Here is a 14,443-nt window from a genome sequence, read left to right on the forward strand (position 1 = left end):
CGCATCCGTTGCCTTGTACAGGCGGGAATTACAGTACCAGACCGAGCTTCTGACGCAGGTGAGCACCCGCGCCCAGAAGGCCTGGCTGATCGTGGGTGATCAGGTAAACCGGAATGTCGGAGACGTAGTCTTTAAAACGGCCTTTATCTTCAAATGCGGCACGGAAACCGGAGGCTTTGAAGAACTCCAGGAAACGCGGAACAATGCCCCCGGCAATATATACGCCGCCGAACGTGCCCAGATTCAGCGCCAGGTTGCCGCCGAAACGCCCCATAATCACGCAGAACATGGACAGGGCGCGACGGCAGTCAGTGCAGCTGTCCTGCAAGGCGCGTTCGGTCACATCACGCGGTTTCAGATTTTCTGGCACCCGGTCATCTGATTTAACAATCGCCCGATAGAGGTTCACCAGCCCGCCACCGGAGAGAATACGCTCGGCAGACACATGGCCCAACTCTTCGCGTAGCACTTCGAGGATCTGATCTTCTTCTTCGCTGTTCGCGGCGAAATCAACATGCCCCCCTTCCCCCGGCAGGCTGACCCAGCGCTTATCAACATGGACCAGATGTGCCACGCCCAGGCCCGTTCCCGCGCCATACACGGCCACCGGTTTGTCCTGCACCGGCGATTTACCGCCGAACTGCAACACATGGTCTTCCTTAAGCATCGGGATGGCCATGGATACCGCAGTGAAATCGTTGATGATTTCCAGCGTTTCAAAGCCCAGGCTGGCTTTCATCTTGCTGGTAGAGAACGCCCAGTCGTGGTTGGTCATTTCAACCCAGTCTTCAGTGATCGGGCAGGCAATGGCGATACAGCCATGTTTGATGTCCTGCTGCTGCTCATCGAGATAAGCGCGGATCACCGCTTCCAGATTGTCATACTCTGCTGTGGAAAACGTTTTGGCTTGTGAAATAGCACCGCTCTCAACTTCACACAGTGCCAGACGCGCATTTGTGCCGCCGACATCACCCACCAAGGCATAGCTGGTCATTATTGTTTTGCTCCGCTCAAGTCAATTAGACACACTATAAATTTCCCCCGCTAAAACAACAACGCTCACCGGGAAAAAGGTGAGCGTTAAATCTGATAATGGCTACCTTAACGGGATTAGTGTCCCTTTCCCACGGGCAACAGTCTGAATTGCGAGTCAAACGGCGGTTATCTGCTGTTACGCTGATGCAGTGCCTGCGTGACAGACGCCAGCAGCGGCGGAATATCCTGCTGTGGCAGCACCACTTCCACCAGCGACAGGCGTGATGGCTCTTCAAGCAGCGCCATCACCTCCCGCAGCTGTACCGTTTGCGTCACACGCCAGCTCTGCGCCTGACTGTCGACGTTCAATGCCTGCGGCAGACGCGTCCAGTCCCAGGGGGCAATATCGTTATAGCGCTGCTGTGCACCGTGGATGGCGCGTTCAACAGTATACCCGTCGTTGTTCAGCAGGAAGATCACCGGGTTTTGCCCGTCACGTAGCATGGTACCCAACTCCTGCACCGTCAGCTGCGCCGATCCGTCACCGATGATCAGCACCACACGCTGCTGCGGCTGCGCGGTCTGGGCACCGAAAGCGGCCGGCAGCGTGTAGCCAATCGATCCCCACAGCGGCTGCACCAGCAAACGTGCCCCTTCAGGTAAACGCAGCGCGGCAGCGCCAAATGCCGCCGTCCCCTGATCGGCCAGCACGATATCGCCAGGCCGCAGAAAGTCCTGTATCGCCAGCCAGAACGTGCTTTGTATCAGATTGTCCGAGCTCACGCTGTCCATTTCCGGCGGTGCCACAATCCCCCGCTGCCAGCCGCGACCATGCTGGCGTGCCAGTTGATGTAACACCGCCAGCGCCGCCGCCATCGGTATGCGCGGAAACTCGCGTTCGGCTATCCGGCAGCCGTGCAGGCCAACATCAATGGTGCGGCTACGGGTGATGTTTTGCGTAAACCCGGCGGTAATGGTGTCGGTATATTTCACGCCAATCGCAATCAGCACATCGCTCTGCTCAATAACAGCGCGGGTACTTTCTGCGCTGGGCGATCCGGCATAGGTGCCGGCAAAGCCATACTGGGTTTCCGGCAGCACACTTTTGCCCATCAGCAGCGTGGCAAAAGGCATCGGAATATCCGTCAGCCAGCGCTGTAAAAGGGGCTGTTGCCCGGCGCGGTCAGCGAGAAAATCCGCCAGCATCGCCACACTGCCCGCTGCGGCCAGCAGGGGTTCAGCCGCATCCGCAAAGGCGGCGAGCTGTTCCCGATCGGTCTCCGGGGCCAGCGTCAGAGGATCAAGGGGCGGTGACAACGGGCTTTCCGCCACATTGGTTGCCAGCAGCAGATAGACCGGGCGGCGCTTGGTTAATGCACACAACAGAACACGATCAATCTCTGCCGCCGCGTTGTCGGCGGTAAGCACCGTAGTGGCCACCGCGATTTCCTGATGCATGCGCAGGAAGTGACCGAAATCGCCATCACCCAGCGTGTGATGCAGCAGTTCGCCGTTGTTCTGCGAGGTTTGCGACGGGGCGCCGACGATATGAATCACCGGCAGATATTCAGCGTAACTGCCCGCCACGCCATTAAGAGCGCTTAACTCACCGACGCCAAAAGTCGTCAGCAGTGCGGCAACGCCACGACAGCGGGCGTAGCCATCAGCGGCATAGGCTGCATTCAGTTCATTGGCACAGCCGACCCAGGCCAGCCGGGGATGATCAATCACATGGTCAAGAAATTGCAGGTTGTAGTCACCGGGCACCCCAAACAGGTGATCAATACCGATTTCATTTAACCGCGCAAGCAGATAGTCACCCACCGTATAACTGTTCATCGCCCTGCTCCTCTGTGGCCTCTGCTCTCAGTATTGGCGATTATTTTCACTCTGTTATCGGAAAGATGCCGGGAGAAATGGCAACAGATCGTTACGGGCCAGGAATTATCCTTAAGTTGGGATCCGCCGCGCGATTTCATTTAGTGTAACCGTATACACTACTATGCTGTTCAACGACCCCAACGTTTTAACAACAGGATTTATTCATGGTTTATCAAGCAGATGCCCAGCGGTACGAGACAATGACCTATCACCGCTGCGGGCGCAGCGGCCTGAAGCTCCCGGCCATCTCCCTCGGTTTGTGGCATAACTTTGGTGACAGTACCCGCGTAGATAACAGTCGTGACCTGCTGCGTCATGCTTTTGATAACGGTATCACTCATTTCGATCTGGCCAATAACTATGGCCCGCCTCCGGGTTCGGCTGAAGAAAATTTTGGCCGCATCCTGCGTGAGGATTTCCGCGCCTTGCGTGATGAACTGGTGCTTTCCAGCAAAGCCGGTTACACCATGTGGGATGGCCCTTACGGCGACTGGGGATCGCGCAAGTATCTGATTTCCAGCCTCGACCAGAGCCTGAAGCGTATGGGCGTGGAGTACGTCGATATTTTCTATCATCACCGCCCGGACCCGGAAACACCGCTGGAAGAGACCATGACCGCCCTTGACCATCTGGTACGCCAGGGTAAGGCGCTGTACGTTGGGTTATCCAACTATCCGGCAGAGTTGGCAGCGCAGGCGATCACCCTGCTGAAAGCACTCGGAACCCCTTGCCTCATTCATCAGCCGAAGTATTCGATGTTTGAACGCGCCCCGGAAACAGGACTGCTGGATGTACTGGCAGAGCAGGGGGTTGGCAGCATCGCTTTCTCACCGCTGGCGGGTGGCATGCTGACCGACCGCTATCTTAACGGTATCCCTGAGGATTCCCGCGCCGCCAGTGGCAGTCGCTTCCTGAGCGGTGATCAACTGACGCCAGAGAAGATGGATAAAGTTCAGCGTCTGAATGCGCTGGCGCAGCGCCGTGGGCAGAAACTGTCGCAGATGGCGCTGGCCTGGGTGCTGCGTGGCGACCGTGTCACCTCTGTGCTGATCGGTGCCAGTAAAACCAGCCAGATTGATGATGCAGTACAGATGCTGGGTAACCGCAACTTTAGCGCAGATGAACTGGCTGAGATAGAAGCCATTCTCGGTTGATATTTCAGTACGCCCGCTATCAGGGCCGATCGAAAAAAGATCGGCCCTGCCGTTAACCACGTTTCTCCCCTCCAGATAAATCCCAAATCATCCTGTTACCTGTTTTTTCAGAGTTCGCCAGGCGTAACGGCGATGAAGTGTTTATATTGTGCTCCTACGGTGGAGAAGTCAGACCACTGATAAAGGAGATAATATGAAACGCTTATTGCTTGTTGCCACATTGCTGGCAAGTTTATCCCCGTTGGCGATGCACACAGCTCACGCCGACAGCGCCCGTATTACACTGGCACCTGGCATTACACTGCATTTAGGCGATCGCGACGATCGTGGACGTTACTGGGATGGCGGCCGCTGGCGCGACAACCACTGGTGGCGTAATAACTATCGTTACGACGAGGGCCGCTGGTGGCGACACGAGCAGTGGCGCCGTCATGAAGAAATGCGCCGTCATCAGGAGTGGGAGCGGGAACGTCGCTGGCGCGACCATGATCGTCGCCGCTAATGGCGCCATCATGAGAATGAGCGACGTCATCATGAACGCGACCGTCACGACCGCTGGTAACAGCATGTCGCATGCCCGGCCCGAGATAAATGGGCCAGGCATGCCTGGCCCCTACAGATTCATCGCCATCGCGATAAGCAGATAACCATTCAGCACCACGACCACGACAACAATGGCGCGGCCGACATTCTGCATCAGTCGCGAGTTCACCATATCGCCCATCAGCTCACGATTGCCGGTAAAGGCCAGCAGCGGCACCAGCGCCAGCGCAATACCAAAGCTTAACAGCACCTGACTCATCACCAGAATGCGTGTTGGCTCCCAGCCCGCCATAATCACGATAAAGGAAGGCAGCATGGTGACCACGCGGCGCACCAGCAGGGGAATATGGAAGCGGATGAAGCCCTGCATCACCACCTGACCCGCCATGGTCCCCACCACCGTAGATGATAAACCGGCAGCCAGCAGGCTCAGACCGAACACCATGGCGGCAGCTTTACCCAGCAGCGGGTCAAGGGTCAGGTACGCCTGGTCAAGGTCAGCAATACCGCTGTGACCGCTAAAGTGAAACGTCGCCGCCGCCGTTGCCATCATCGCCAGGTTAACAAAACCCGCAATTGTCATCGCAATCGCCACATCCAGCTTGGTGGACGCGTAACGCTCACTCCGCGTGGCGCCATCGCCTTTTTGCGTCAGCGACGAGTGCAGATAAATGACATGAGGCATAATTGTCGCCCCCAGCACGCCAGCCGCCAGCAATACAGCATCCGCCGTGGGCAGTGAAGGCACGGCCATTCCCTGGAGCAAATCGACCACTTTGGGCTGAGAGAAGAACAGCTCGATCACATAAGCCGCAGCAACAAACAGCAGCAGCCCCCCGATCACCAGCTCCAGTGGCTTCTGGCCGCGACTTTGCAGCATCAGGATCAGGAAGGTGGCGACCCCGGTGAGCATCGCACCCTGTAACAAACTGACGCCGAACACCAGTTTGAAACCGATCGCCGCACCAATAAATTCTGCCAGATCGGTCGCCATCGCTATAATTTCTGCCTGCACCCAGTAAAACCAGACGGCGGGACGGGGGAAGCGGTCGCGGATATGCTCGGCCAGGTTTTTGCCCGTGGCGATGCCCAGCTTGGCTGACATCAGCTGAATGACCATCGCCATGATATTCGCCCACACCACCACCCACAGCAGGGTATAGCCGTAGGAAGCCCCTGCCTGGATATTGGTCGCGAAGTTGCCGGGGTCAATGTAGCCAATTGCCGCAATAAAGGCTGGCCCCATTAAGGCAAATTTGATTTTACGACTATTGCGAATGTTCTGCTCCGCAGTGCGGCTTCCGAACATAGTTGTTACCCCTGAGACGATTCACCCGGCAACGATAGTGCCTTTATTTGATAATGATTATCAAGTGCATTTAGAACGGTTATTCTGATTGCAGTGATAGCCAGCACTATGAAGTATAGCACTGGCTATACTTTAGAATAAATTACGGCATAGCCAAAAAATCAGCAACCATTTTCACTGTAGGGTATTCGGAAATCACTTGCCAGCGAAGGGGTCATTTTTTCAGCAAAAGAGTGTTGCAAAGCGTTAGAGAATCGAGCATTAAAGTGCCTGAACGTAACGTAATGGGTTCAAATCCGTTGAAAACATGTGACGGCTCAAGCTTTTCTGAAATCTGATGCAATAGGGAATTGTTATATTGCGGTATAGATCTCGTTTTTCCGGTTCTTGTTACATAGAATGTGCAACGAAATATAACAGCCCTCTAATTTGGAGCAAATATGTCCCGCATTCTGCACTTTGCTTTGGCACTGGCGATGGTCGCCCTGTTGGCCTTGTTGGTCAGCCGCGATCGTAAAAACATCCGTATCCGTTTTGTTGTACAGCTTTTAGTGATCGAAGTTCTGCTGGCCTGGTTCTTCCTGAACTCTGAAGCGGGCCTTGGGTTCGTTAAAGGTTTCTCCGATATGTTCGAAAAATTGCTGAAGTACGCGGCGGAAGGGACCAACTTCGTCTTTGGCAATATGAGTGATAAAGGCCTGGCCTTCTTCTGGCTCAACGTCCTCTGCCCTATCGTGTTTATCTCTGCGCTGATCGGTATTTTGCAGCATTTCCGCATCCTGCCCATCATCATCCGCGCCATCGGTACCGTGCTGTCGAAGGTCAACGGCATGGGTAAACTGGAATCTTTCAACGCCGTAAGTTCACTGATTTTGGGACAGTCAGAAAACTTTATTGCCTATAAAGATATCCTCGGCAAGATGTCAGAGCGCCGCATGTACACTATGGCCGCTACCGCGATGTCCACGGTGTCGATGTCAATTGTGGGTGCCTACATGACCATGCTTCAGCCGAAGTATGTGGTGGCCGCGCTGGTGCTGAACATGTTCAGTACCTTTATTGTGTTGTCGCTGATTAACCCGTACCGCGTGGACAGTGAAGAAGACCTGAAACTGGGTAACACCCATGAAGGCCAGAGCTTCTTTGAAATGCTGGGCGAATACATTTTAGCCGGTTTCAAAGTGGCGGTGATTGTTGCTGCGATGCTGATCGGCTTTATCGCCCTGATCTCTGCCATCAACGCCCTGTTTGATACCATTTTCGGTATCAGCTTCCAGGGTATCCTCGGCTACGTGTTCTTCCCGTTTGCCTGGGTGATGGGCGTGCCGAGCAATGAAGCGTTGCAGGTCGGTAGCATCATGGCCACCAAACTGGTGTCTAACGAGTTCGTGGCAATGATGGATTTGCAGAAGATTGCCTCCACACTGTCACCACGCGCGGAAGGCATCCTGTCCGTGTTCCTGGTCTCCTTTGCTAACTTCTCGTCTATCGGTATCGTTGCCGGGGCGATCAAAGGGCTGCATGAAGAACAGGGTAACGTGGTATCCCGCTTCGGTCTGAAACTGCTGTACGGCTCAACGCTGGTGAGTGTGCTGTCGGCATCCATTGCCGGTCTGGTGCTCTAATCACCTGGCGGGGCCTCTGGCCCCGCTTTCTTCCCTCCCCTGCCTTTCCCGTCTACGCTAAGCCTTCCCACGCCTCAATCGCCTCACAGACGCTTAAACAAAGCCCAGGAGTGACCATCAACGATCCTGTCGCTGAAAAAATATTCGGAGGGGGGAAATAGAAACGAAAAAAAATCCGCCGAAGCAGATTATGGGGACATCATCGAATGTATTGAGAATTTGGTGGAGATAAGCGGGATCGAACCGCTGACCTCTTGCATGCCATGCAAGCGCTCTCCCAGCTGAGCTATACCCCCACTACTAAACTCTGCGTTTTTCGGTGCCACCCCATCTGCTGGTGAAGATGTGGTGGAGATAAGCGGGATCGAACCGCTGACCTCTTGCATGCCATGCAAGCGCTCTCCCAGCTGAGCTATACCCCCAAGCCGAAAAACTCTGTCGTGTTGACGGCGGGGATAATATGAAACAGTGGGGTTGGTGTCAACGGCAAAATAACAATCTGAGATCGATCGCTGAAAAAGCCGTCAAAGCGCCCCGAAAAGCGCTAACCCTCTGTTTTTATCACACCTGTTGCCTGATGCACGCTGACGGCCGTGTATTGTGTTAATCACACGTTAATAATGAGCCTAAAAGCCACTTGTTTTTGTTAATTGACCATGCAAGACTGCGCCGGATTTTGAATGCCAGGCCTACTCCGTAACGGATGATCACCTATTTTCAGAGAGCGGCGAAATCTGGCACTTTACCAGCAACTCACAACACCAGAGCTATTATGTCCTTGCACACTCCAAAAGAGATTTCGGCTGTCGTCGTTCAGGCAGGCGTGATCAAAAGTCGTACCCCGATTTCCTCTTTATTGATCCTGGGTTTTCTCGCCGGCTCTTTTATCGCCTTTGGTTTTCTTCTCTATATTCACGTCGTCACCCAACTGCCCGTTGGCTGGGGTTCATTTGGCACGCTGCTGGGCGCCGCGGTTTTCCCGGTAGGGATTATCCTGACCGTGCTGGCGGGCGGAGAACTGCTGACAGGGAATATGATGCTGCTGCCCGTTGCATGGTTTGCCCGCCAGATTTCTGCGCTGAGTGTCATGCGTAACTGGTTCTGGGTCACCCTCGCTAACTTTATTGGCAGCGTCACCATCGCCTGGTTCTTCGGCCATATGCTGGGAATGACGGAAGGGGATTACCTGAAGAAAACGGTCGCCGTTGCCAGCGCGAAAGTGAATGCCGATTTCCTGCACGCCTTTATTTCTGGTGTCGGATGTAACTGGCTGGTGTGTCTTGCCACATGGATTGCGTTTGCCAGTAAAGATGTGGTGGGCAAAATCTTCGGGATGTGGTTCCCGATCATGGCGTTCGTTGCCATTGGCTTCCAGCACGTGGTCGCCAATATGTTTATCGTTCCTGCTGCCATTTTCGCGGGCTACCTGAGCTGGGCCGAATACCTGCCTAACTTTGTTGCGGTGTTTCTTGGCAATGCGGTTGGTGGCGCTATTTTTGTCGGTCTGGCCTATTTTGTCGCTTACCGCGCCCCACAACCTGAAAGCTCTGTTTCCCGCTAATATGAGTATCCCCTGCTGTTTTAGGGGATATTTCTCGATCCAGCACCACTTTTTTACACTTTGCCCTGCCAAGGTTAGTAATTTGTGTTAGTTGTTCACGTGATGAATTGTTGTAAGATGCTTATGACTTTTATTCGGCAAAAGGGACAAGAGCGTGAAAAAGGATTGGTTAACGCCGGAAGAACTGGCACAGCAAACAGGTTTTAGCAGACAGACTATCAATAAGTGGGTTAAGAAAGAAAACTGGACGACCGCACCGAAACCCGGCGTTCAAGGTGGGAAAGCGCGCATGATTCATATTGATGAACGCGTGAAAGTCTTTCTTAAATCCACACGTCATGCAGCAGAACCGAATGCTCAATATCGTGTAAATCAAAATTCGCTTCCTTCACTGTTAATCACTTCTCTGCAGCAATTGAGCGGTGAAGAACAGGACAAACTGGCAGCCATGCTGCTGCGCGAGGGTATTCAGGGGATTTTGCAACGACTGGGCATTAATGACTGATTAAAAACCCCGGCAACACGCCGGGGTTTTTTTATGCTGTCTGTCAGGCTTCGCGGGTGGCGATAAACGCCAGCGCTTTTTCAATGCGTGCCACACTGCGCGAACGCCCAATAGCATGCACGGTCACATCAAGCGCAGGCGACTGCCCTGCTCCTGTAACCGCAACGCGTAACGGCATACCGACTTTACCCATACCGACTTCCAGCTCATCAGCCGTCGCCTGAATGGCGTGATGGACTTTTTCAGCTGTCCAGTCGGTGATGGCAGCCAGCTTGTCACGCACCACTTCCAGCGGCTGACGCGCGACCGGGCGCAGGTGTTTCTTCGCTGCATCGGCATCAAATTCGTCAAATTCTTCATAGAAGTAACGACATGACGCGGCCATCTCTTTCAGCGTCTTACAACGCTCACCCAGCAGGGTAACCAGTTGAGCCAGCTCAGGACCGGTGCGGGTATCGATGTTTTCCTGCTCGATATGCCATTGCAGATGGGTCGCAACGTATTCCGGTGCCAGGGTGTTGATATAGTGATGATTCAGCCACATCAGCTTTTCAGTATTAAAGGCGCTGGCAGATTTGCTGACCACATCAAGGTCAAATAGCGATGTCATCTCATCAATCGTGAAGATCTCCTGATCGCCATGAGACCAGCCCAGACGCACCAGATAGTTAAGCAGGGCTTCAGGCAGGTAGCCGTCATCACGATACTGCATCACACCCACAGCACCGTGGCGCTTAGACAGCTTCTTGCCGTCATCACCCAGGATCATGGAGACGTGCGCGTAAACCGGTACCTGCGCACCAATCGCTTTCAGGATGTTAATCTGGCGCGGGGTGTTGTTGATATGATCTTCACCACGGATAACATGGGTGATTTCCATGTCCCAGTCATCGATCACAACACAGAAATTGTACGTTGGCGCACCGTCGGTACGACGAATAATCAGATCGTCGAGCTCCTGATTGCTGAACTCGATGGGACCACGGATCTGATCGTCAAAGATCACAGAACCTTCCTGCGGGTTGCGGAAACGCACCACGCAAGGTTCATCATCGGCGTGATGCTCATGGCTGTCGCGGCAGCGGCCGTCATAACGTGGCTTCTCGTTGTTAGCCATCTGGTTTTCACGCAGCGCTTCCAGACGCTCTTTCGAGCAGTAGCACTTATAAGCGCTGCCTGCTTCCAGCATCTGATCGATCACCGCGTTATAGCGATCAAAACGTTTGGTCTGGTAGTACGGGCCTTCATCCCAGTCGAGATTCAGCCAGTTCATGCCATCCATAATGGCATCGATCGCCTGCTGAGTTGAACGCTCCAGGTCGGTATCTTCGATACGCAGCACAAACTCACCGCCGTGATTGCGGGCAAACAGCCAGGAGTAAAGTGCGGTACGAGCGCCGCCAACATGCAGGTAACCAGTTGGGCTGGGAGCGAAGCGGGTTTTGATTTTCATTAATGAATGCCTTATTACGCGGAGGCTTTGGCCAGAGTCAGAACAGTTTTTTCGTGGGCCACATTCTATCACCTGCGAGCGAATCCTCAACGCGAATCCCTGTTTGCAGCCAGGGATTCGCCCCCATGGTGCTCAGCAAGCCACTGTTTTTGCCTGAAATGAGAACATCCTGATTATTTTTACGACGAACACACATTTTACGCTGAAAAAGCGTTGACTCATTTCCGCGGATCCCTATAATGCGACTCCACACAGCGGGGGTGATTAGCTCAGTTGGTAGAGCATCTCCTTTACACGGAGGGGGTCGGCGGTTCGAGCCCGTCATCACCCACCATTCATGATATGAATGATGCCCGCGTAGTAAGCAGTACCCAGAGATTTGAGATGTGGGTGATTAGCTCAGTTGGTAGAGCATCTCCTTTACACGGAGGGGGTCGGCGGTTCGAGCCCGTCATCACCCACCATATCTCGGTAAAGTTTCGGTAAAGTTTCGGTAAGCAGTAACGATATGGGTGATTAGCTCAGTTGGTAGAGCATCTCCTTTACACGGAGGGGGTCGGCGGTTCGAGCCCGTCATCACCCACCATATCGGGTCGTTAGCTCAGTTGGTAGAGCAGTTGACTTTTAATCAATTGGTCGCAGGTTCGAATCCTGCACGACCCACCAATGTAAGAAGGCGCCCTAAAGGCGCCTTTTTGCTGTCTGCGATTTACCCTTCTGGTTTTCCTTTCACTTTCTTATCACACCTTTTACGCATTATGCACTCAAGTCTACAGCGCTTTGGTCCGATAACCCGTATTGGTTAATTACAAAGGAGACAGAGATGACAACCATCAATACCAGTTCCAGCGTATCGGGCGGTTCAGGGAGCGGCGATTCAGCCTCACAAACCGCCAGCATCAGCAAGCAGATTGCCAGACTGCAGGAACAGCTGAAAAGCATGGCCGGTGATACGACTCTGGATGAAGATCAGAAAGCGAAGCAACAGCAGATGATTGAAAACCAGATCATGATGCTGGAAGCGCAGTTAGCGCAAATCCAGCAGCAGCAGGCAGAAAAGGCCGCTGAACAGCAGGAAGCCAGTAAAGCAGACGATACCGGCAGCAGCAAAATCGCTGACGGCGTTAACCGCCCAACTGAAAATAATAAGCTGAATGTCTATATCTAAAATGGCGATGCGCTAGCACGCTGTTGCGTCAGCAGCTCTGCCTGCTGACGCACTTCCTGCCATATGGCTTCTGCGGCGGGCGTCAGCGAGCGGTTTTTACGCCTGACCAGCATAATGGTGCGGTTAATCTCCGGGACAATGCGCCGTACCAGCAGCGGCCGGCCCTGCGGCAATGGCAGCGCCAGCGCCGGTAGAATACTGATGCCAATCCCGGCCTCCACCATCGGATACAGCGTGGCCGGATGGCCGATCTCCTGAGCTATCTCAGCCTGCACCTGCTGCACACGCAGCGCTTCATCAATCAGCACCCGACTGCCAGACGCATAGTCCTGCAATACCAGCGTGCGCTGATTGAGCATATGCCAGTGGATCGTCTTTTGCTGTGCCAGCGGATCGTCCTGCCGGCACAGTAGCAGAAACGGCTCATCCAGAATCGCTTCACACTCAAGGTCATCCGCCTGTAGCGGCCCGACCACAATGCCGAAATCCACTTCCGCATTGCGGATGCTTTGCAGCACCCATTGTTGCGGGCGATCGCGCAGCATCACTTTGATCTCCGGGTAATGCAACTGCCCCGCCGCCAGACACTGCGGCATCAGATGCGCAGAAATGGTCTGACTGGCCGCCACGCGCACCGTACCGCTGCGCTGTTGCCCATAGCTACGCACATCCAGTAGTGTGGTATTCAGCTCCTCCAGCAGCCGCTCACGGCGGCTGGCGAGCTGCTCCCCGGCTTCCGTCAGCAGGACTTCCCGCGTCGTCCGGTCAAGCAGGCGGATACCCATTTCACTTTCCAACTCTTTAATGCTGTGGCTTACAGCAGACTGACTAAGGCCAATCAGCTGGCCCGCCTGGCTGAAACTCCCCTGCTGAGCAACGGCAACGAACACCCGCAGCTGGCGTAATGTGTAATTCATCGATTTTACTCATATATGAATTCAATAAATCAATTTTATTTCTAAACCCTGCCAGCGCACAATAGCCGCATGATTTTTTAACCAGGCATTAACAATGGGTATTTTTCGTATCGATCCACTGATGTTGAAACTGATTATCACCGTACTGCTGGCGTCGTTCCTGCCTGCGCGTGGTCATTTTGTCGATTTTTTTGAATGGCTGACAACGGCCGCTATCGCCCTGCTGTTCTTTATGCATGGCGCCAAGCTGTCGCGGGAGAAAATTATTGCAGGCGGCGGCCACTGGCGCCTGCATCTGTGGGTGATGTTCAGCACCTTTGTGCTGTTCCCGGCACTGGGCATGCTGTTTGTCTGGTGGCATCCGTTGAATCTCAGCACGGAGATTTATACCGGGTTCCTTTATCTGTCTATTTTGCCTGCCACCGTGCAGTCATCCATTGCCCTGACCTCACTGGCGGGCGGTAACGTAGCCGCTGCGGTGTGTAGCGCCTCGGCATCGAGCCTGCTTGGAGTCTTTATTTCACCCTTGCTGGTCAGCCTGCTGATGAATGTCCACAGTGATGCCGTGGGCGGCAGCCTGGAGCAGATTGGTAAAATCATGCTGCAACTGCTGGTGCCGTTTGTTGTCGGGCACCTTTGCCGTCGCTGGATTGCTGACTGGGTGGAAAGAAATCGTGGTCTGATTGGCAAAACCGATCAGGCCTCAATCCTGCTGGTGGTTTACTCGGCCTTCAGTGAAGCAGTGGTGAACGGCATCTGGCACCGTGTCGGCGTGATGACGCTGGTGTGGATTGTGGTGGGTAGCCTGGGTCTGTTGTTCGTGGTGCTGGCGATTAACCTCGCGGCCGCGCGGCTGTTTGGCTTTAACCGTGCGGATGAGATCACCATTCTGTTCTGCGGATCGAAAAAGAGCCTGGCAAACGGCGTACCGATGGCCAATATTCTGTTCCCATCAGCCGCCGTTGGGATTATCGTGCTGCCGCTGATGATCTTCCATCAGGTACAGTTAATGGTGTGTTCAATGCTGGCCCAGCGCTACAAAAAAGCAGGCGAAAAACTGGCTGCGCAGCATAAGGCGAGCCATTCGAAACCTGCCGTGATGGAGTCGCAGAAGTAAATGAGATTACGGGGCCTGGTGGCCCCGTTTTAGTGGTTTCACCAGGCCTTCCAGCCCTTCTATTTTGATGGCCAGCGTGATCTGCATCAGCTCCCCCAGGTGGCCCTGAGGAAACTCATCTTTGCGGGCAAACCACAGCAAATACTCTTCCGGCAGGTCAATCAACGCCCGGCCTTTGTATTTGCCAAACGGCATTTCGGTATTGGCGATCTCAATCAGGTGCTGTTTTTCCATG

General features: G+C 54.1%; 13 protein-coding genes and 6 tRNA genes. 11 read left to right on the forward strand and 8 right to left on the reverse strand.

Annotated elements, in window-relative coordinates:
* Nucleotides 1-28: 28 nt before the first annotated feature.
* Nucleotides 29-994, reverse strand: a complete 966-nt coding sequence (glk, locus tag WH279_RS20675) for a glucokinase (protein WP_200642840.1) — start codon at nt 992-994, stop codon at nt 29-31.
* A 167-nt stretch (nt 995-1,161) separates the two neighbouring features.
* Nucleotides 1,162-2,814, reverse strand: coding sequence for an alpha-keto acid decarboxylase family protein (locus WH279_RS20680; protein WP_339458326.1), 1,653 nt, complete (start codon nt 2,812-2,814; stop codon nt 1,162-1,164).
* Nucleotides 2,815-3,020: 206 nt separating this feature from the next.
* On the opposite strand from WH279_RS20680, the gene mgrA reads away from it, so the two are divergent.
* Together mgrA and WH279_RS20690 are read left to right on the forward strand one after the other, a co-directional pair.
* Complete coding sequence (mgrA, locus tag WH279_RS20685; protein ID WP_200642838.1) at nt 3,021-4,010, forward strand: L-glyceraldehyde 3-phosphate reductase; 990 nt, start codon at nt 3,021-3,023, stop codon at nt 4,008-4,010.
* Between the two features lie 193 nt (nt 4,011-4,203).
* Nucleotides 4,204-4,512, forward strand: coding sequence for a DUF2502 domain-containing protein (locus WH279_RS20690; protein WP_339458328.1), 309 nt, complete (start codon nt 4,204-4,206; stop codon nt 4,510-4,512).
* A gap of 111 nt (nt 4,513-4,623) precedes the next feature.
* Here WH279_RS20690 and WH279_RS20695 read toward each other — a convergent pair whose 3' ends face one another.
* On the reverse strand, nt 4,624-5,862 hold the full coding sequence (locus tag WH279_RS20695; RefSeq protein ID WP_339458330.1) for an Nramp family divalent metal transporter: 1,239 nt from the start codon (nt 5,860-5,862) through the stop codon (nt 4,624-4,626).
* 440 nt (nt 5,863-6,302) lie between these two features.
* Between WH279_RS20695 and WH279_RS20700 the strand changes: the two genes are divergently transcribed.
* Complete coding sequence (locus tag WH279_RS20700) at nt 6,303-7,487, forward strand: NupC/NupG family nucleoside CNT transporter (RefSeq protein ID WP_133841220.1); 1,185 nt, start codon at nt 6,303-6,305, stop codon at nt 7,485-7,487.
* Between the two features lie 220 nt (nt 7,488-7,707).
* On the opposite strand, the gene WH279_RS20705 is transcribed toward WH279_RS20700, so the two are convergent.
* Nucleotides 7,708-7,783: transfer RNA gene (locus WH279_RS20705), tRNA-Ala, on the reverse strand.
* 50 nt (nt 7,784-7,833) lie between these two features.
* Nucleotides 7,834-7,909 (reverse strand) — tRNA-Ala (locus tag WH279_RS20710).
* Between the two features lie 350 nt (nt 7,910-8,259).
* Here WH279_RS20710 and WH279_RS20715 point away from each other — a divergent pair.
* Both WH279_RS20715 and WH279_RS20720 read left to right on the forward strand, forming a co-directional pair.
* Nucleotides 8,260-9,048 carry a formate/nitrite transporter family protein gene (locus WH279_RS20715; protein WP_133841219.1) on the forward strand — a complete coding sequence of 263 codons (789 nt, stop codon included), beginning with the start codon at nt 8,260-8,262 and terminating at the stop codon, nt 9,046-9,048.
* Nucleotides 9,049-9,202: 154 nt separating this feature from the next.
* On the forward strand, nt 9,203-9,553 hold the full coding sequence (locus WH279_RS20720; protein WP_133841218.1) for a YfeC-like transcriptional regulator: 351 nt from the start codon (nt 9,203-9,205) through the stop codon (nt 9,551-9,553).
* Between the two features lie 43 nt (nt 9,554-9,596).
* Here WH279_RS20720 and gltX read toward each other — a convergent pair whose 3' ends face one another.
* Complete coding sequence (gene gltX, locus WH279_RS20725; RefSeq protein WP_339458333.1) at nt 9,597-11,006, reverse strand: glutamate--tRNA ligase; 1,410 nt, start codon at nt 11,004-11,006, stop codon at nt 9,597-9,599.
* Nucleotides 11,007-11,264: 258 nt separating this feature from the next.
* Here gltX and WH279_RS20730 point away from each other — a divergent pair.
* The 5 genes from WH279_RS20730 to WH279_RS20750 all read left to right on the forward strand — a co-directional run bounded on the left by WH279_RS20730 (nt 11,265) and on the right by WH279_RS20750 (nt 12,174).
* A tRNA-Val gene (locus WH279_RS20730) sits at nt 11,265-11,340 on the forward strand.
* Nucleotides 11,341-11,394: 54 nt separating this feature from the next.
* Nucleotides 11,395-11,470: transfer RNA gene (locus tag WH279_RS20735), tRNA-Val, on the forward strand.
* A gap of 46 nt (nt 11,471-11,516) precedes the next feature.
* Nucleotides 11,517-11,592, forward strand: a tRNA-Val gene (locus WH279_RS20740).
* A gap of 4 nt (nt 11,593-11,596) precedes the next feature.
* A tRNA-Lys gene (locus WH279_RS20745) sits at nt 11,597-11,672 on the forward strand.
* Nucleotides 11,673-11,829: 157 nt separating this feature from the next.
* Nucleotides 11,830-12,174, forward strand: a complete 345-nt coding sequence (locus WH279_RS20750) for a FlxA-like family protein (protein WP_200643972.1) — start codon at nt 11,830-11,832, stop codon at nt 12,172-12,174.
* Here the strand turns inward: WH279_RS20750 and WH279_RS20755 are convergent.
* The gene (locus tag WH279_RS20755) at nt 12,171-13,091 is read right to left on the reverse strand and encodes a LysR family transcriptional regulator (RefSeq protein ID WP_339458336.1); all 921 of its coding nucleotides are present in this window, start codon (nt 13,089-13,091) and stop codon (nt 12,171-12,173) included. The two genes, WH279_RS20750 and WH279_RS20755, sit on opposite strands and share 4 nt — an antisense overlap.
* Before the next feature lie 94 nt (nt 13,092-13,185).
* Here WH279_RS20755 and WH279_RS20760 point away from each other — a divergent pair, with 94 nt between their 5' ends.
* Nucleotides 13,186-14,208, forward strand: a complete 1,023-nt coding sequence (locus tag WH279_RS20760) for a bile acid:sodium symporter family protein (protein WP_339458338.1) — start codon at nt 13,186-13,188, stop codon at nt 14,206-14,208.
* A 6-nt stretch (nt 14,209-14,214) separates the two neighbouring features.
* Here WH279_RS20760 and WH279_RS20765 read toward each other — a convergent pair whose 3' ends face one another.
* The gene (locus WH279_RS20765; RefSeq protein ID WP_133845959.1) at nt 14,215-14,442 is read right to left on the reverse strand and encodes a DUF3820 family protein; all 228 of its coding nucleotides are present in this window, start codon (nt 14,440-14,442) and stop codon (nt 14,215-14,217) included.
* Between the last annotated feature and the right edge of the window lies 1 nt (nt 14,443).

This window comes from Erwinia sp. MYb375, from assembly GCF_037479175.1.
In the GTDB taxonomy this organism is placed as follows: domain Bacteria; phylum Pseudomonadota; class Gammaproteobacteria; order Enterobacterales; family Enterobacteriaceae; genus Erwinia; species Erwinia rhapontici.